Annotated in this window: 17 protein-coding genes; 8 read left to right on the top strand and 9 right to left on the bottom strand. The window is 35.9% G+C overall.

The window, feature by feature from the left end; all coding sequences use genetic code 11:
• Nucleotides 1-43: 43 nt before the first annotated feature.
• From CLV96_RS10840 to CLV96_RS10830, 3 genes are read left to right on the top strand one after another with little or no spacing between them, the layout of a single operon-like run.
• Entirely contained in the window at nt 44-973 is a 930-nt protein-coding gene (locus CLV96_RS10840; protein WP_208325391.1) for a site-2 protease family protein, read from the top strand.
• Entirely contained in the window at nt 970-2,367 is a 1,398-nt protein-coding gene (locus tag CLV96_RS10835; RefSeq protein ID WP_004784087.1) for an NHL repeat-containing protein, read from the top strand. Before CLV96_RS10840 ends, CLV96_RS10835 begins: the two co-directional genes overlap by 4 nt.
• Before the next feature lie 55 nt (nt 2,368-2,422).
• Nucleotides 2,423-3,142, top strand: coding sequence for a hypothetical protein (locus CLV96_RS10830; protein WP_004784632.1), 720 nt, complete (start codon nt 2,423-2,425; stop codon nt 3,140-3,142).
• A gap of 6 nt (nt 3,143-3,148) precedes the next feature.
• Here CLV96_RS10830 and CLV96_RS10825 read toward each other — a convergent pair whose 3' ends face one another.
• The gene (locus CLV96_RS10825) at nt 3,149-4,342 is read right to left on the bottom strand and encodes a DegT/DnrJ/EryC1/StrS family aminotransferase (protein ID WP_004785484.1); all 1,194 of its coding nucleotides are present in this window, start codon (nt 4,340-4,342) and stop codon (nt 3,149-3,151) included.
• 156 nt (nt 4,343-4,498) lie between these two features.
• Between CLV96_RS10825 and add the strand changes: the two genes are divergently transcribed.
• Together add and CLV96_RS10815 are read left to right on the top strand one after the other, a co-directional pair.
• Nucleotides 4,499-5,851: an adenosine deaminase gene (add, locus tag CLV96_RS10820; RefSeq protein ID WP_004786665.1), complete on the top strand. Its 1,353-nt coding sequence runs from the start codon at nt 4,499-4,501 to the stop codon at nt 5,849-5,851.
• 28 nt (nt 5,852-5,879) lie between these two features.
• Complete coding sequence (locus tag CLV96_RS10815) at nt 5,880-6,929, top strand: hypothetical protein (RefSeq protein ID WP_004787469.1); 1,050 nt, start codon at nt 5,880-5,882, stop codon at nt 6,927-6,929.
• A gap of 36 nt (nt 6,930-6,965) precedes the next feature.
• On the opposite strand, the gene CLV96_RS10810 is transcribed toward CLV96_RS10815, so the two are convergent.
• The 4 genes from CLV96_RS10810 to CLV96_RS10795 form a co-directional block, all read right to left on the bottom strand.
• On the bottom strand, nt 6,966-7,481 hold the full coding sequence (locus CLV96_RS10810; RefSeq protein WP_004786388.1) for a VOC family protein: 516 nt from the start codon (nt 7,479-7,481) through the stop codon (nt 6,966-6,968).
• A gap of 199 nt (nt 7,482-7,680) precedes the next feature.
• On the bottom strand, nt 7,681-8,040 hold the full coding sequence (locus tag CLV96_RS10805) for a nuclear transport factor 2 family protein (protein WP_004787447.1): 360 nt from the start codon (nt 8,038-8,040) through the stop codon (nt 7,681-7,683).
• A gap of 61 nt (nt 8,041-8,101) precedes the next feature.
• Nucleotides 8,102-8,698, bottom strand: coding sequence for a YdcF family protein (locus CLV96_RS10800; protein ID WP_004784082.1), 597 nt, complete (start codon nt 8,696-8,698; stop codon nt 8,102-8,104).
• A gap of 29 nt (nt 8,699-8,727) precedes the next feature.
• Nucleotides 8,728-9,138 carry a hypothetical protein gene (locus tag CLV96_RS10795; protein ID WP_004785851.1) on the bottom strand — a complete coding sequence of 137 codons (411 nt, stop codon included), beginning with the start codon at nt 9,136-9,138 and terminating at the stop codon, nt 8,728-8,730.
• A gap of 162 nt (nt 9,139-9,300) precedes the next feature.
• On the opposite strand from CLV96_RS10795, the gene ygiD reads away from it, so the two are divergent.
• Both ygiD and CLV96_RS10785 read left to right on the top strand, forming a co-directional pair.
• Nucleotides 9,301-10,134 (top strand): 4,5-DOPA-extradiol-dioxygenase, encoded by an 834-nt coding sequence (ygiD, locus tag CLV96_RS10790; RefSeq protein WP_004785468.1) that lies wholly within the window; start codon nt 9,301-9,303, stop codon nt 10,132-10,134.
• A gap of 13 nt (nt 10,135-10,147) precedes the next feature.
• Entirely contained in the window at nt 10,148-10,807 is a 660-nt protein-coding gene (locus tag CLV96_RS10785; protein ID WP_004787478.1) for an alpha/beta hydrolase, read from the top strand.
• Between the two features lie 458 nt (nt 10,808-11,265).
• Here CLV96_RS10785 and purB read toward each other — a convergent pair whose 3' ends face one another.
• Entirely contained in the window at nt 11,266-12,570 is a 1,305-nt protein-coding gene (gene purB, locus CLV96_RS10780) for an adenylosuccinate lyase (RefSeq protein ID WP_004787068.1), read from the bottom strand.
• Nucleotides 12,571-12,678: 108 nt separating this feature from the next.
• Between purB and CLV96_RS10775 the strand changes: the two genes are divergently transcribed.
• Nucleotides 12,679-13,446: a glucose 1-dehydrogenase gene (locus CLV96_RS10775; RefSeq protein ID WP_004786786.1), complete on the top strand. Its 768-nt coding sequence runs from the start codon at nt 12,679-12,681 to the stop codon at nt 13,444-13,446.
• On the opposite strand, the gene CLV96_RS10770 is transcribed toward CLV96_RS10775, so the two are convergent.
• From CLV96_RS10770 to CLV96_RS10760, 3 genes are all read right to left on the bottom strand, one after another.
• Entirely contained in the window at nt 13,433-15,397 is a 1,965-nt protein-coding gene (locus CLV96_RS10770; protein ID WP_004784325.1) for a M23 family metallopeptidase, read from the bottom strand. The genes CLV96_RS10775 and CLV96_RS10770 overlap by 14 nt on opposite strands.
• 89 nt (nt 15,398-15,486) lie before the next feature.
• Nucleotides 15,487-16,269 carry an enoyl-CoA hydratase/isomerase family protein gene (locus CLV96_RS10765; RefSeq protein ID WP_004787725.1) on the bottom strand — a complete coding sequence of 261 codons (783 nt, stop codon included), beginning with the start codon at nt 16,267-16,269 and terminating at the stop codon, nt 15,487-15,489.
• A 32-nt stretch (nt 16,270-16,301) separates the two neighbouring features.
• Nucleotides 16,302-17,270: a response regulator gene (locus CLV96_RS10760; protein ID WP_243836463.1), complete on the bottom strand. Its 969-nt coding sequence runs from the start codon at nt 17,268-17,270 to the stop codon at nt 16,302-16,304.
• Nucleotides 17,271-17,272: the final 2 nt, after the last annotated feature.

Here is a 17,272-nt window from a genome sequence, read left to right as displayed (position 1 = left end):
TATAATCTTTCAAGTAGAAATAAATTTCTAGGTTGTTCCTACTTTGGAATCAAAAAAAACAATACACATTCTTCTATTTATCTTAACTTTTTTTACGTTAACATTCTCAGATATATTTCTTAATCCCCAGGTACCACAAACATTAGAGAATTATAAATTAATGTTTTTAAGTAACTGGCCTTATTCAGCATCGCTCTTGTTGATTTTATTTGCTCATGAAATGGGGCATTATCTTCCAGCAAGATTTTATGGAGTGAAAGCTACTTGGCCTTTTTTTATACCGTTGCCAATTGGACCAATTGGTACCATGGGTGCCGTTATCCAAATCAAACAACAGATTCCTGACAAAAAAGTTTTATTTGATATCGGAATCGGAGGGCCAACTGCGAGTTTGGTTCTTTCGATGGTTGCTTGGTTAGTTGGTATCAGTCTTTCAAATGTAATCGAAATTCCCCCTGATTTCGATCGTTCCGGGTTCTTATTTTTTGGAGATAGTTTGTTCACTTATTTTACAACACAATGGATTCTTGGCCCAATTGATCTTTCGAGTATGGATATCCAAGCACACCCTCTCGCAAAAGCGGGCTGGGTAGGACTTTTGATCACCGCTGTAAATCTTTTGCCTTTTGGCCAATTAGATGGAGGACACGTCATATACTCTATGTTTGGTGAAGGATATCGAAAATGGATTCATCGTTTATTTGTACTTTTTCTTATTTTTTCCTTAATCCATTTTACTTGGTTACTTTGGGGTTTTATTATTTATTTTGTTGTTAAGGTGGAACACCCTTTCATCCGGGATTCTGTTTCAGGGATTGGAAAAATTCGATTCTATTTTGGAGTTACAATGTTAGTAACATTCCTAATTATTTTTGTTCCAAAACCAATTATATTAGGATCGGAGTTTAACGATTCTTCATTACTCAACGATATTTTTCGTCTGATGACTCATTACATTGGATTGGAATTATGATTCGTATCTTATTTTTATTTTTAGCATTATCACTGAGTATATCTGCGCAAGAGAGCAAAGAATACAAACTAACAGACAAAGCATACGGTCTTGCTTGGGACGGTGTTAATTTTTGGTATATTGATACCAATCGCCGAGCCATTATCAAAATCAATGAAATCGGCGAACAAGAAATTTTTAACTTAGGTTTGGCGAATTTACGTGGAATTAGTTTTGATTCTCGAGAGGGAAAACTCCTTGTCGTAGCACCTAAACAAATTTTGAAATTGGATCCCAATTCTGGTGGTATCACCGACAAAATTCAAATTCCACTTTCAAACATTGCCGGTATTGCAAGCGTAGGAAATTATTATTATATTCTTGATTTGGATTCTGGCAAGGTTCAAATTTATGACCAATCTTCTTCACTTTTGATAGGTGGTTTTTTTACTGATCGAACAAGACCACGCGATATTTGTTATGGGAGAGAATCTTTATGGATTTCGGATTCTGCTGACAATAGTATTTATCGATACGACACCAAATCCGGTAAAATCACTGGTTCAATTAAAACTAACCTTCGCTCTGTGCGTGGGGTTTTACTCAGTGGATCCAAACTTTGGGTAGTCGATCGTGAAAATAAGGAAATTAAAAACATTCCCTTCATTGAAACAGAAAGATTTATTGCTTCTGGTGAAGAAGAGTACAACTTAGAAGTATCATTAAAATTCAAATTGGATTCTGTTTCTTTATCTAAGGCGCAGATTGCTATTCTCCATCCGCCTTCGAACGAACAACAAAGAATTCGTGGTGTAAAATTCTCGGATGCTGCTTACCAGCCATCTTTCATCCAACGAAATCGAGTTCATTTGAAAAAACTCTCTATTGAAGATTTACCGGGAGAACAGATTGTTAAATATAAGTTTTCTTCAAAGAATCAATTTATCAAATACTACGTTACCGATGAATATTTAGACAAAGAAGCTGAATATCCAGGGGATGTAACTGCTTTTTATGAAAAAACAAAAGAAGAGTTAAAACTTTTACCCCGGGACTATTTGGATGCAATTTATCAAGCACGACAAACAAGCATTAGTATTAATGATTTTAAAGATAAAATGAAAGAATTGGGAGTCCCTGTCCAACCTTTTCGAATGATTCGCTTTGAAAAAGGAAAAGCAAAATCAATTCAAGATTCTCTTTCCATTTTTCTCTTGAGTTATGGTTGGATACCAATTGGTGACTTGGGACTTGGAAGTAATACGGACAAACGGTACTTTGAAAAAAAAGAAACTGATTTAATTTTATTTCAAAGTTTGAATTCCAAATCATCCATTTCTCCTGTATACTTTCGAAAGGATGCCAATTCTGAATGGGAAAATTTACCTGCAGAAATTACTTATAAAATTAAGTAATTTTTCAGTATTCTTTTTATTCTTTTGTTCTCCTCTGAGTCAAAAAGTTGATTCATTGTTTGTTGACAAAAAAGTAGAAAAAGAAATAAAATTTCGAGATTTAGTTGAGTCTACTTGGATTCAATTTCCTAAATTAGGATTGTATTGTGAAATGGAAATTTCCTATCACAAAATCTTTTGTAAGATCCAAACAGTTTTAAGTTTTCGAAAACTTTCAGAGTATTTGGAAATTCCGATTTTCGAATCTGGTCCCCATACAAAATACTATTTAGAATTAAACTCGACCAATGCCTTTGGACATTATCATCCGGAATTTCCGGTAAAACTAAGAGAATTTCTCCTTCCGGCAAAAACGAACAAAACTTTATATACATTCACTTTGCCCATTTATGAAAGTTCGATTCGAAGTACGGCCCGTGAGTTTTTTATTGTTTATCAGAAATTGGATTCTAATCCTAAGTTTTTTAGAAAAGAAGCCGATCGATATTTGATGTTAGTGGAAGAGGATAGATTGGATCCATATTATCTGGATCGGTTTATTTTATTTTTGTATCCTGCCTTTACAGATAATGAAGATCCGGAAGAGTCATCTAGATTTGTTTATAGAAAGGGTGATGAATCAATTGATGCCCAAATAGTGAAAGAATTGGTGGGATTTTGGCTCCGTAGAAAAGCTGATGGAACAGATACAGATTTTATTTTAGGTTTAGTTGAATTACTTAAATTGTACGATCCGGAATTTTATTTGAACCGAACCGTTCCAACTTCCAATTAATTTTGATTATCCTAAAATATCTTTTACTGCATCAATCACATCTTTTTCATCGGATTTTGTCATTCCGGCAAATAGTGGCAGTGAAACCGATTTATCATACATCTGACAAGCATTTGGATATTCTTTACGATTGTATTGAAAAGTTTTTTTATAATAAGGATGTTCAAAGATGGGAATGAAGTGAAGGCTTGTCCCAATATTTCTTTCCTTTAACTCTTCAACTAATGTATCACGACCTACTTTTGCAATTTTTGGATCTATTTCAATACGGTAGAGATGCCAACTATGAATTCCGTTTGAATCTTCTTTAGGAAGTTTGATTCCTTTTAAGAAACTAAATTCTTCATTATAATGTTTTGCAATTTCGGTTCGACGTTCCCAAAATCCATGTGATTCTTTTAATTGCACCACACCGAGAGCGGCAGCGATATCAGTCATATTGTATTTATAACCAGCATCAACCACTTCATAATACCAACCTGGTCTGTTAAACGCATCACGGTTAATTCCATGAAGTCGCATCTTTCGAATTCGTTCTGCTGCTTCTTTATGAGAAGTAGTGACCATTCCCCCTTCTCCTGTTGTGATTCCTTTGGTGGCATAAAAACTAAAGACAGTAAAATCTCCCCAAGTTCCAATCATCTTCTCCTTGTGAACTGCTGGGAAGGCATGAGCTGCATCTTCAATTACGTATAAATTGTATTCTTTTGCAATGGAGAGGAGTCCTTCCATATCACAGGTATATCCGGCTAAGTGAACAGGCATGATCGCCTTGATGCGTTTTCCTGTTTTTTTACTTTTAAGTTCTTTTCCGTTCCATTTGCATTTGGATTCTATTGTTTCTCGTAAACTATTTGGAGTCATTAGATTGTTGATGGGATCAACATCAGTTAGGATGGGTTCTGCTCCGAAATAACAAATAACTTCTGCAGTAGCCGTGAAGGTGATAGAACTTGTAATTGCGGCGTCTTCTGAAGTAAGACCGATTGCTTCTAATGCTAAATGTAAGCCAGCAGTGGCTGAATTGACGGCGATGGTTTCTTTACTGCCGACAAAGTCACCAAATTCCATCTCGAATTGTTTGACTTTCGGCCCAGAGGTAACCCAACCCGATCGTAACACCTGGGCGACTTCTTCAATGGCGTCCTCGGAAATCGAAGGCAGAGCAAACGGTAGGAAGGTTTTGCGAGAAGTGAGCATATTCATTTATACGACATAATTCAGAAAAAATTTCCAGTCTTTTCCGCCCCCAAAATTCCTATCGACGGGAATTTTGAAACCTAAATAGGGATTTTCACCAAAGGCTTAAAAATCTACTTGTAGACACCTAGGAAACTTTGCATTCTTTCCTGGAACATGGAAGTTCCCTTTTCAGAGATTTTAAATCGTATTGCTGTCATTGACCGTGACATTGCAGAACTCAATCGTTTGAAGAGTCGCCTGCCAGCTGACAGACCGTACTCGCCCACTATCCAGCTTACATTCGATAAACAAATCAATACTTTGTTAAACGAGCGAGTTTCTTTAATGGAACTCCCAATCCTCCATCCTCCCCTTTGGTTGCTTTCCAAAGAGGGATTGGAACCTGCTGATGAATCATCTATTTTAAAAGAGCGAAAGTCTTTACTTGCAGGAGATTTGTCGGTTGCTCATCCGAATGAACAAGATGTCATCAACTTCATTCGAGAAATTCCGAAAACAGAAGTTCATTTACATTTAGAAGCTTGTGTGAATAAGGAAACTTTAAAGTTTCTTTATAAGAAAAATGGAATAGAAGTTACAGACCAAGAATTCGAAGATAAATATAATTTCAAAGATTTGAATGGTTTTATTCAGGTATTCTTCTTTGTACAGGGATCGGTAAAAGAAGCATCCGATCTTGGTTATTTTATCGATAGTTTAGCAGATTACTTACGTTCTAATCATATCGTTTATTGTGAGGCGTTCTTTGCTCCTTCTAAGTTCATTCAAAACGGGTTAGATTTTGATGAAATGGTCGAAGTGATGGTAAGTCGCATTCGTCAAATCGAAGTCAAAGATGGAATCACCATCCGATTGTTAGTTGATGTATCTCGATCCTTTGGTCCAGAAAATGCTATGAACAATCTCAAACGAGTATTGGGATTAAAACATAAAGAAGTCATTGGAATTGGACTTGGTGGTGCGGAACTTATGGGTCCTGCTAAGGACTATTCTGAGGTATTCAAAGTAGCTCGCGAATCAGGTTTGCGATGTGTGGCTCACTCCGGCGAAGATGATGGGCCTTGGGCTATCTGGGATGCAGTCAATCTTTGTAAGGCGGAAAGGATTGGACACGGAACTTCTGCGATCCAAGATCCAGAACTTGTTCGTTATATGAAAGAAAACAAAATTCCAATTGAGATTTGTGTGACTTCAAACGTCTTTACTGGAAAATACGTTCGCAAAGAACAAAACCATCCGGTTCGTTATTATTACGACCAAGGTTTGATGTTGTGTATCAATACAGATGATCCTGATATCTTTAATGTAAACCTTACGTATGAATTTTTCAAACTCTATCGTTTCTTAGATTTTTCTATCGATGAAATCATTGATTTGGTGAGACAAGGTGTACTTTGTACTTTCCATCCAGAAAAAGAAACACTTTGGAAGTCAATGGAAGAGAAAATAGAACAGATTAAATTGAAATACAATTTAGTTTCAGATAAACAAATTGCTGCAGTTTGAAAAAACAGTCATATAAGCCTACATATTTTTGAAAATTTTCCTTTCTTATATAACTTTATTTTTGTTCTTCTTTCCTCTGTATTCGCAAACAGAGCAAGGAGAATCAGTTATTGTATCTGAAAAAGAAACTTCTTTAAAACCAGAACAAAATAAAAGAAAAATATTCAGTTGGTATAATGATCCAACAGGTCCAAGGTATTTTTCGATCAATCCTGGAGTTCAATTTCTAAGTTCTTCTTTAACTATCACAAGTCCATATGGTAAAGCATCAATGGCTGAAGAAAGAAATTCAGTCGATGAAAATACTAGTTTTTTGTATGATCTGAAGTCAAAAGAATGGCAGTTAGGTGAATATTGGGGTTTATTCATTCTGAATAGAAATGCTAAATTTAGAAATAGTCGACAAGTAATCCAACTAACTCCTGCAACAGACTCAAATAGTGGAAGAGAAAATGTAGATCTAAAAACCCAAACTTTTGGAACATATTCAATGGTACTTCCAGTATTGTATCTTGGAAAAGCAGGAAATGAAAGTTTTAGAATTGGCCTAGGTATGGGGGTTGGAAAAGTAAATGTTCAGGGAACAGCTGATTTTAATGATGGATTAGGATTATTTGCAAATGCTGTCGCATTCAATAGTGGAAGAACATTAGATGATAAAATTGAAAACTTAGGTAGGTTTTCTCTTTTGACGTCAGGGAATATTGATGGTGATCCATATCGCGCTTATCTTTTATCTAATCTTTCGACAGGTAATAATTTAGAATTATTAGGAGTTTACTCGCTGTTAAAAGGTGATCTTTCTACTGGATCTATCGAACCTCTTAGTTATTTGATATATGCTGGTGCAGCAAATGGGCAATTGAGCGCACTTGAAATATATGCATTATCAAGTTTGGGTAAAGGAAGAATTAATTCAAAAACAAATCTTGCAAAGAGTTTCTATTTCTTTTGGGAAATTCCGCTTGGCCCAGTCACTTGGAGATTAGGTTTTGGTGGTCCATTTTATACTCAAAACAATTTTACTGTTGAAATTCGCGGTTTTGAAATGTCACTTTATACACCGATTGAATTTTGATTTAGAATCAAAAAAATAGATCAGAATATAGATTATTCAACTAACCGCTTCTTTTAATGTCGCAATGTCGATTTTTCTCATCTTTAACATAGCCTGTGTTGCTCGTTCTGCTTTGATCGGATCTTTGTGAGATATTAGTTGTAAAAGTATTTTGGGGGTTACTTGCCAATACATGCCAAATTGATCTTGGAGCCAACCACACATACTTTCTTTTCCGCCATTCGCCAAAAGAGCGTTCCAATAATAATCAACTTCTCTCTGAGTTTCGACACTGATCATAAAAGAAACGCCCCAAGTGAATTTAAATTCAGGCCCACCATTATAAGCTGTAAATTTTTGTCCGTTTAAAATGAACTCCCCTTGCATTGGATTGGCAGTGATGATTTTGGATTTTTTAAATACCGATGCATAGAACTTTGCCACCTCTTCAATGTTTGCATTAAACATAAGAAAGGGTGTAATGCTATGCGTTGGATTGGCGTGATAATCTAACTTTTTCGAATTGGATTTTGTTTTGGTTCCACTTGTTTTCTTCTTCTTTGGTGCGGCCATGTTATTTCCCTCTTATCATTTGATCTGCTTCTGTTAGTTTTTAATTTTTGAATGGGATATTTTAAAAACAGAGTTATCAGATTGGATATTAACAATCTTTCAACTATTAATTATAGGACTCAGAAGAAAAAAGAGATTCTTTTTTTTAAGTAAGCCAACACAAAGACAAAATTTGGTCCTGTGCTAAAAAAGGACTATTTTAGAACTTTGGTTCTCCCATCAAAAACCAGGCATTGAGTATTTTCTCATTTTTAATTTCATAAATTGCCAATACATCTATGCTTCCTTTTCCTTCTGGAAAATTTCGAGTAACCAATTCTTGATCTACAATTTTATCGGAAAAATAATTTCTAGAAATTAATTTTGCAAAAAGATCTGGTTCTTGAAAGCGAATTAAATGCCTTTCTTTGATTTGTTCGATTCCCTCGGCTAACAAAGTATTCGGATGAAGATAGATTCTTGCGTCTTTATCCCAACATTCTAGAAATAAATCAATTTTTTTGTTATTGTAAGCTTTTAATTGTTTATCAATTATTTTTAAATTTGTTTCTTCATTCATAAGTGATTTTTATAACAAATAATATTTGAAAACTAGGGATAGTATTTTATGTAAAATTATATTAATGCTTAAAAAAGGCGTTAACAATCATTACATAAGGAAAAGCTATTGTTTCTCTGAAAATAGAATATAGGTCACGTATTTCTATGTATCTAGCATATGATGTTTTGGTATTATCGAATCCTGCACTTTTTACAAGATAATTTGATCTAGGAAGATGATAATACTGCGAAATGATAAGAATCGTTTCCGATGTATTAGATTTCAAGATTTCTTTTAAATTTTCCGCTGATCTTTCCGTAGTGTATCCAAAATTATCTTCAATGATAAGATTTGCATCTAAGCCTTGAGAGATTAAATATTTTTTCATTACTTTTGCTTCATCAAACCCTTCTTTTCCAATCCCTCCAGAGACTATTATTTTTTGAATTAAATTTTCTTTATAAAGAGTAATGGCCCGATCTAATCTGGCTTGCAAGCGATCCGAGGGCATTCCATTTAGTTCTACTTTATTACCAAGTACAAGAGCAAAAGTTGATTTTAAGTCTTTTTCTTCTGTTAGCCCATTATAAAGGATATAACCAACAGAAATTAATAAATAGAAAGAGAATATCTCCGTTAATAGGATAAGTTTGACTTTGAATTGTTTTATCGACATGAATTTGTTAATGTTTTTAAATTTAAGCTTTAATTTGGTTTGGAAATCAGTGCTCCCAGAAATTCGGAATTATTCCATTCTTCAGTGATAAAACCATTTTTAAATTTTGAAACAATCATTTCATCCCACTGAATTGATTTGTCTATTTTTAAGTTTTTGTTCTTTGAAGGTTTAATTTTTCCTCGTAAAGTTCTTTTCCATACGATAAATTCTTCTGTCTGAACTAGGAATTGAATTTTTACTATTTTCAAATTATCCAAAAAATTATGTAAATCCTTAGCCCACTTGATGATGATCTTGTAACCTTTATAATCCTTTTTTGAAGTATGGACAATGTATTCATTTGAAAAAACATCTTTGATTGATATTGTATTGTGGTTTGTGATTAGTTCGTTCAAGATGAACAAAATTTTTTCCTGATTTTCTATATTTGCTTTCACACTTCAATTTCTCCTTATTATATCCTGGGTAATTTAGTGATGAAGTCCAAAGCAGGAAAAGAAGAATTTTCGGTTTCTACCTAGAGAATAGATTGACAATAAATGATTTAATATTAAACTATCTAAATAAAGGAGTCGGAATGTCAAAATTCCGGAAACCAAATGAACTCAGCAGAAACTAAAGAGAATTCGACCTTTTTAGAAAACTCCCCAACTTTGCCTTCCTTGTTTTTGGGGCATGGCAGTCCTATGAATGCGATCGAGGAAAATGAATTCGTGGAAGGAATGCGTGCTCTTGGTAAAACCATCCCAAAACCAAAAGCAATTCTTTGTATTTCCGCACATTGGGTGACGGACGGAACTTTTGTAACGGCTATGGAAATTCCTCCCACCATACATGACTTTGGTGGATTCCCAAAAACATTATTTGATGTCCAATACCCTGCTCCCGGCAGTCCTGAACTTGCAAAACTAATTCAGTCTACTGTTAAATCTCAAAATGTTCAATTGGATTATGAATGGGGATTGGATCACGGAGCTTGGAGTGTCATCAAACATATTTACCCAAAAGCTGACGTTCCCGTTGTGCAATTAAGTATGGATTATAAAATTTCGCCGGAAGCCCATTTCCAATTGGCTAAAGAATTATCTTCCCTTCGAAACCAAGGTGTACTCATTCTTGCCAGTGGTAATATAGTACATAACTTGCGTATGGTGGCCTGGGAAAGATTGAACGAAGTATATGGATTTGATTGGGCCCTTGATGTGAATGAAAAGGTCAAACATTGGATTTTGGCTGGAGACAACGATTCATTAATTCAAATTCGAAATCATGGAAAAGAATTCGAATGGGCCATTCCGACTGCAGAACATTATTTACCTCTACTTTATACTTTAGGGACAAAATTGGATTCAGATTCTATTTCCTTTTTTAACGATAAACCAGTGGCAGGTGCTTTAACAATGACTTCTGTAAAATTGGAATCAAAACAATAGAGATAAATTTAAAATGGAAAAGCCATTAGAGTATTTAGTCCGCAAACCAAAAGTTTCTATAGAAAACCCACCACTTTTACTTTTATTACATGGGGTGGGTAGTAACGAAGAAGATTTGTTTTCGTTATCCAATTACCTTCCTGAATCCTTACTTGTTGTTTCTGTAAGAGGTCCTTTGATTTTAGGAACAGGGAGTTACGGATGGTATGAAGTATTATTTACGACAGGCCAACCTAAGATTAATTTAGAACAAGAAGCCGAAAGTAGAAAACTCTTACTTCAGTTTTTGGAATATCTAAAAACAAATTATCAATTTGATGAATCCAATGTTTGGATTGGTGGCTTTAGTCAAGGTGCTATCATGTCTTATTCGATTGGTTTATTACATCCAGAGAAAGTAAAAGGGATCATTGCACTGAGCGGAAGACTCTTAGAAGAAAACAAAATACAAGTGAAAGTCTCCGAAAAAGTTCTGGGTAAAAAAATATTTATATCTCACGGCACAAATGACCGAGTCTTGTCTGTTGAGTATGCTAGATCTGTGAAAGGATATTTAGAGTCTATCGGACTTCATCCTCGTTACCAGGAATATGAAGAAGGCCATAGCATCAATCGTGAGATGTTAAAAGATCTAATTCAATGGTTGGAAGTGGAATTGGGAAATCATAACTAAAGATTCAAAGATTTCATTTTGAAATTTTCCCTGTAAGTAGAGCTCCACTTTTAAACTTGTTAAGTCTATCTTTACAGTGTTTGTTTAGATGGGTTTGAACGCTATATGCGCATCTCGTTTAACCAACACCTATGAGGCGATACCAGCGAACTTTAGCGTATATTCGTAAAGACTGCGCGGTTGATTGCATTACGTTTATTGCCCACCAGGAGACCAATAAACGACCCGTTTAACATTTATACATACAATAGTAACGACTATATGTAATGCGTTTATTACTCAGCTACCAACTTACTCTCCTTTGAAATCATAAAATCCAAAATCTAAATTATAGATGAGTTTAAAAAAAACCTATAGATCAAAGTAAATTGAACTATAGGTTTTCATGTAAATGGGTTGATAGTTCGTTACTAGTTCTTTGTGAACAAAAGTATTAGCGAACTCAAAAATTTAGAACTCTAATCAATAATCCCCAATCGTTTGAAGATCAGTGGGATTCGTTCCAAATAAGGTTTGATTTGGAAAATTTCATCCAGGTCACTTTCTTTGAGGATGGCCGAACATCTTGGATCTTGTTTCAAAAGGTCACGAAGATTTTTAGATTGGTCCGCCCATACCGCCATTGCATTTTCCTGAACGATTAGGTAGGCATCTTCACGAGTGATTCCACCTTTTTCAATTAACCATAACAAAACTTTTTGCGAAAAGATTAGTCCACGCGTTACATTTAATGTACGTTCGGTGGCATCTGGGTATACATGAAGTCCCTTTAACACAAAGTTCATTTTTTCTAAAATATAATCGAGTGCGATTGTGGAATCTGGAAGGACAATTCGTTCGGCAGATGAATGAGATATGTCTCTCTCATGCCAGAGTCCGACGTTTTGTAATCCAACGTTTACATTAGAACGAATCACTCGTGAAATCCCAGAAATTCGTTCGCATACGACAGGATTTCTTTTGTGAGGCATTGCCGAGGATCCTTTTTGGCCTTTGGCAAATGGTTCTTCTACTTCACGGCCTTCGGTTTTTTGTAAGAGACGGATCTCAGTTGCCATTCGATCCAAACTGGCTGCAACCACACCGAGTACTGACATATAGAAAGCGTGACGATCGCGAGAAATCACTTGTGTCGCAATCGGATCCACAGTTAATCCAAGTTTGGTTAAAACATATTCTTCAATTTTTAAATCAATATTGGAATAAGTTCCGACGGCTCCCGACAGTTTGCCTACAGCAACTTGTGAGCGGGCGTCTTTCATTCGCTCTAAGTTTCGAGTCATCTCTGCATAGAAAAGTGCAAACTTAAGACCAAGTGTCATTGGTTCTGCATGGATACCGTGAGATCTCCCGATACAAGGAAGGTCTTTGTACTCTTTTGCTTTTTGTTTAGTCGTTTCTAAAAGGGTTTCGGTTCTTTGGATGAGAAGGTCCATCGCTTGGACCATTTGTACACAAAGTGCTGTATCACCAACGTCACTAGAAGTTAATCCAAAGTGAACATGTCGGCCTGCTGGTCCTATATAAGAGTTTAGGTTTGTCAAATAGGCGATGACGTCATGGTGTACCTTCGATTCTATTTCTAGAATTTCATCTACATTGAACTTTGCCTTTTGTTTGATGGTTTCTAGGTCTTCTTTGGGAACCTCACCTCGGTTGGCACGGGCTTCGCAGGCATAAATTTCAATATCTGTCCAAATTTTAAATTTGTTCTCTAATTCCCAGATGGCAGAAATCTCTGGATGGCTGTAACGATCGATCATAAGGGCAGTCTTTCATTAGAAACTTCTCTTTCAACTGGGAATTTTACGATTGCCGAACGATGTTCGAAATTCAAGTTTAGAATCTAGTAATAAATCCTAGGGGGGCATATGTCCAAAGAATTCGAAGGAAAAGTAGCACTGGTAACGGGAGCTGCCTCTCCCATTGGTTTGGGAAGAGCAATCGCAAATCGAATCGCATCGCATGGTGCAAGTTTGGTGCTTGTTGATTTGAATCAGGAAAAAATTGAAGAAGCTGCAAGAGAAGTAGAAGCTAAATTTGGTGTGAAAGCAATTGGAGTTGCTTGTAACGTAACAAAACCAGAAGATTGTGATGCCGCCATCAGCAAAACAAAAGAAGCTTTTGGAAAATTAGATTTTCTTGTAAACAACGCTGGAGTTTTAAAAGACAATCTGCTAATTCGTATGTCTGAACAAGAATATGACTTTGTAATGGATGTTAACTGTAAGGGTGTTTTTCTGATGACTAAGTCAGCTAGTAAACTCATCCTCAAGTCTGATTCTGGAAGAATTGTCAATATTTCTTCTGTTTCTGGATTAACTGGCCAACCTGGCCAAGCAAACTACTCCACTTCAAAAGCGGGTGTGATTGCACTTACAAAAGTATCTGCACGTGAATTCTCTGGAAGGAACGTACTTGTAAATGCTGTATGCCCAGGTTATGTGCAAACTGAAATGACTGGAACTCTTTCCAAAGAAGTTCAAGAAAAGTTAACAGATCCAGCTGTGATCCCTCTTAAACGTCCTGGAAAACAGGAAGAGATCGCATCTGCTGTGAAGTTTTTCTTAAGTAATGATGCATCTTACATCACTGGAACATACCTCCGAGTTGACGGTGGTGCTGCTATCGGGATGTAGACTTTTTATCCTTTGCCTTAGGTGCGACCGTGATTGGTTTTGCCACCTTTTGCACCTTAGGCGAAGATTGTTTTGGTTTTGACTCTTTTGTAGATTTTTTCTCTTTTGAAGTTTCAATCAAAAGTGGATCTGTGGTTGGTTTTTTCTTTTCTTCTGGAACTGGTGGCGTTTGAATCTCATAATCATACCGCACTGTAGAACTCCAGTTCCCAGCAAAGTCTCTAACACTTGCAAGCACCGTATGTTTTCCTGGTTCGTATAAAATCTCTGGTTCAAAGATTTCCAATCGGCCGTCTTTCGGAAAAAACTCAGCTTTGCCGGGAATTCCATCCACTGTGATGTCAAATCCATCTGGCATAATTCCCGATCCAACATCCACAGCTTTTAGATACAAAGCAAAATCTTCCCTTGGGTAAACAGTTTTATTCATCAACTCATGCAAATAAATATTTGGTGGAGTTTGGTCTGAAAGAACAACGAACATTCCTGTTTTGCGTAATCTTACTTTAAAAAACTGACCCCAAGAACTAAAAGAAGAACCGTTAATTTTTTTTACATTTCCATCAGCCAATACTTCATATAAGTCTGCTGAGTTGATGTCTTTTGTTTTAGGAACCTTTACGTAAAGATCATAACCTAAATTAAAATCTTTAAAATCAGGACCAATTTTATATACACTCGATAGTTGATTCAGACCTTTTGTGTTGATTTGAATTTGTTCCTGCGCTTCAATTTCGAAAAATGCTTTTGAGTATACTGCATTCACGGGAAAAAACAATTCTACTTTTGTATCTTTTGATTTGAAAGTTGTATAACGATCGTAGTATACATTGTATTTCCATTCTTTAGTGACAATATGACTATAATCACCCTGGTCTTTTAGAATATAAAAAGAAGCAAAAGACATCTGGCCTCCCATGCCAGTTGCCCGAATTGTAATCTCCTTTGGTTCTCCCATTCGCATTTGTTCGCTATCAAGGAGACCCTGTTCTCTTCCATTGCTTCGCATTCCAAGCAGGTCGTTTCCGTCTCTTGTATGTAAATAATATGAAAATGGATTTCCATTAGGTTTACTTACTGAGCTATCATATAACAATACATTCTTTCTTGTATGTTCTTTTAATATTTTTGATAATTGAAATCCCTGTAAAACGTTTTCACCAATTAACATATCTAAGGTAAAAATTCCAAGACGATTGCTATTTGATTTTTGATGGATTGCTATTTGAATCCCAACTTTCCCTTGGATGAAAAGTGTAGGTGACTCTGATAATTCGAATCTATTGCCACTGGCCTCATAAAAAGGAATTTCTACAGTTTCATTTCGGCCATTGATGAAAGTTCGAGGAGTTTGTGGTGTAATCCGTAGAGCATTGAAGACGATTGGTTCCGCCACATTATATCCCAGACCATAGTGCACAGGATTATAATAGACATTGTCTTTAAAAAGTTCAAAGTGAAGGTGTGGTGGACCAACTCCCGTATCACCAGAAAATGCAATGGTTTCTCCTGCTTCAACTTCCACTGCTTCTGGAAGGGCAATATCAAAATCAGTTCTGTCTTTATAGCGTTTTGCTTGTTTTGATTTTAAAATCTGTTTTATAATCTTCTGAGAAAATTTGTGTAAATGCCCGTAACGAGAAGTCATTCCATCGTCATGTTGTAAAAATAGAGCATAACCAATGCTAGTCCATCGCCTTTGGACCCGAGTGACTTTACCTTTTGCCACAGCTAAGATAGGAACTCCAATTTTTCCGCCTGTAGAAAAGTCTTGCCCCATATGAAAATGGCCCGTTCTAAATTCGCCAAAGGTGCCGGTTATGGAATCATATCCTTTGACTGGCCAGAGATAAGGATTTTTTAATGTAAACCCAGGTGGGAAATCAGAGATAGATATTGCAGAGAGAGGGAAAAAACAAGCTATGAGTACTAATACGAAAGAACGCAACATCAGATTTCACTATAATTTTCGGCTCTTATGGTGAAAAGACTTATAAGAATCGAGGGGTGTTTCTGAATTTCCCCTCGTTCTCAGAAATTTTATTTAAAAACGGGTCTCCGTTTTTCTTTAAGAGCTGTCATTGCTTCAAGTAAATTATCAACAACACCAGGTTGTTCAAAGGATTTGATTGTGTCCTTTTTATATTGCTCTAAGTGTGTTATCAGTGCTCCATTCAAAGTATTCTTAGTCGCCCGGTAAGCTGCTTGCGGAACTTTTGAAAGCGTTTCAAGTTTCTTTAAAGCAATTTTACGAATCTCTTCTGGGGTCGGTGCAATTTCATCAATGAGTCCAATTTTTTTTGCCTCTGCACCTTTGTAAGTAGTTCCTTCCAAACATACTTCCGCCCAATATTTAGGATCTACACACATTTTAATACGATCAATAAAACTTCCGGGTAGTGGAAGTCCAACGTTTACTTCTGTAAAACCAATCCTTCCTTTTCCATCCAACATATATTTGAAATCAGAAGCAACAGTGATGACGGCACCACCACCCATCGCATGGCCGGTGACTTCGGTAATGAGTGGTTTATCAAATTTAACTAACTCACCGAATAAGATAACAATGCCACCGACTTCATCAATTAGTTTGTCTCTACTGGTAGAAAGTAGATTTTCTGCATCGAGTCCATTACAAAAAAACTTAGGGTTGTCAGTGGTTAAAATCACTCCTCGTTTGGAATTATCGGCTTTGATTTCATTTAAAATTTCACCGAGATCTCTCATGTTTTGACCAGTAAGTGAATTTTGGTCGTTCATTTGAAAGCGAATGATTTCGCCTTTGCCATTGGGAATATCGATGACTTCTCGTTTGTAGTTCATTGGTTACTTCTTTTATTTGTTGATTTTAAAATTTATAACTGTGTAGGTTTTTCAGGCAAATCAGAATTAGGTGGAGTTTCCGTTAGTGATTCTGAACTGCTTGGTTCTTCAGAGTCAACAGGGATTGTTGCTCCACCTATTGGTATTTCGATTTTTACATCACCTAAAGAGGTTGGAGGTGGTGGTGGATTTTCTTTACCACTCTCTTTGGTAAATTTATCCTTTTTCTCTTTTTTTCTTTGTTCCTCTTTTTTCTGTTCTTCCATCTTAACGTATTCATCGAATTCGTTTGGAGCCATAAAAACTAACATTTTTTCATCATCTGACGCATGTTCAATGAAAGCTCCCATGTGACGACCGGCAATAAAAACAACTTTTTCGTGATTTGAAAAAAGTTTCATCACACGTTCAAAAACATCTACTTCCTCTTTACCTAGTTCAGGAACCACGCGAACATCGAAACAAATACGTTCTGCATGAATCGATTTCAAAAAATTTGGTGTAAAAATCTTTTTAAATTCTGGGAATACGTAACGTTTGAGATTAGCACGACATTGAAACAAAACTCTTCCATGTCCCCGATCCACAACAACAAATGACATATTGTCTCTTGTTTTGGAAGATTCGCTGAATTTATATTCTTCAACATGCGAATGAATACGATCTAGAAGAGGTTGTTTGATTAATGGTTTTACCATATAATCTGTAAAACCAAGAGCTTTATGATTTGTAATAAAGTTGGTATCTTCTTTAGGAATCATCGCCAAAATTGGAATGTTATGTGTGATTACATCTCGACGAAGTTCTAAAACAAATTCTAATTCTTTTTTGTCCTTAAAAGACAAACCCATTAATATAATATCAGGGTTAGAGGATTTCACATATTCTTGGACTGTTTGCGAAAATTTTGTTATGACAACTCGTTGGCGTAAACCAAGGAAGATGTTTTCCAAATCCTGAGCTGAATTTGGATCGTTTTCAATGGCCATAATGAAATGCATAA

Source organism: Leptospira meyeri, from assembly GCF_004368965.1.
Taxonomy (GTDB): Bacteria; Spirochaetota; Leptospiria; order Leptospirales; family Leptospiraceae; genus Leptospira_A; species Leptospira_A meyeri.
This window is presented reverse-complemented; position numbering and strand designations above follow the sequence as displayed.

Excerpts from the sequence above, each read along its gene's own strand:
- CLV96_RS10800 (WP_004784082.1), bottom strand. The coding sequence starts at position 8,698 with ATGTCGATAAAACAATTCAAAGTCAAACTTATCCTATTAACGGAGATA.
- CLV96_RS10835 (WP_004784087.1), top strand. The coding sequence starts at position 970 with ATGATTCGTATCTTATTTTTATTTTTAGCATTATCACTGAGTATATCT.
- CLV96_RS10760 (WP_243836463.1), bottom strand. The coding sequence starts at position 17,270 with ATGCATTTCATTATGGCCATTGAAAACGATCCAAATTCAGCTCAGGAT.
- CLV96_RS10775 (WP_004786786.1), top strand. The coding sequence starts at position 12,679 with ATGTCCAAAGAATTCGAAGGAAAAGTAGCACTGGTAACGGGAGCTGCC.
- CLV96_RS10785 (WP_004787478.1), top strand. The coding sequence starts at position 10,148 with ATGGAAAAGCCATTAGAGTATTTAGTCCGCAAACCAAAAGTTTCTATA.
- CLV96_RS10825 (WP_004785484.1), bottom strand. The coding sequence starts at position 4,342 with ATGCTCACTTCTCGCAAAACCTTCCTACCGTTTGCTCTGCCTTCGATT.
- CLV96_RS10770 (WP_004784325.1), bottom strand. The coding sequence starts at position 15,397 with ATGTTGCGTTCTTTCGTATTAGTACTCATAGCTTGTTTTTTCCCTCTC.
- CLV96_RS10765 (WP_004787725.1), bottom strand. The coding sequence starts at position 16,269 with ATGAACTACAAACGAGAAGTCATCGATATTCCCAATGGCAAAGGCGAA.
- CLV96_RS10805 (WP_004787447.1), bottom strand. The coding sequence starts at position 8,040 with ATGAATGAAGAAACAAATTTAAAAATAATTGATAAACAATTAAAAGCT.
- purB (WP_004787068.1), bottom strand. The coding sequence starts at position 12,570 with ATGATCGATCGTTACAGCCATCCAGAGATTTCTGCCATCTGGGAATTA.
- ygiD (WP_004785468.1), top strand. The coding sequence starts at position 9,301 with ATGAACTCAGCAGAAACTAAAGAGAATTCGACCTTTTTAGAAAACTCC.
- add (WP_004786665.1), top strand. The coding sequence starts at position 4,499 with ATGGAAGTTCCCTTTTCAGAGATTTTAAATCGTATTGCTGTCATTGAC.
- CLV96_RS10810 (WP_004786388.1), bottom strand. The coding sequence starts at position 7,481 with ATGGCCGCACCAAAGAAGAAGAAAACAAGTGGAACCAAAACAAAATCC.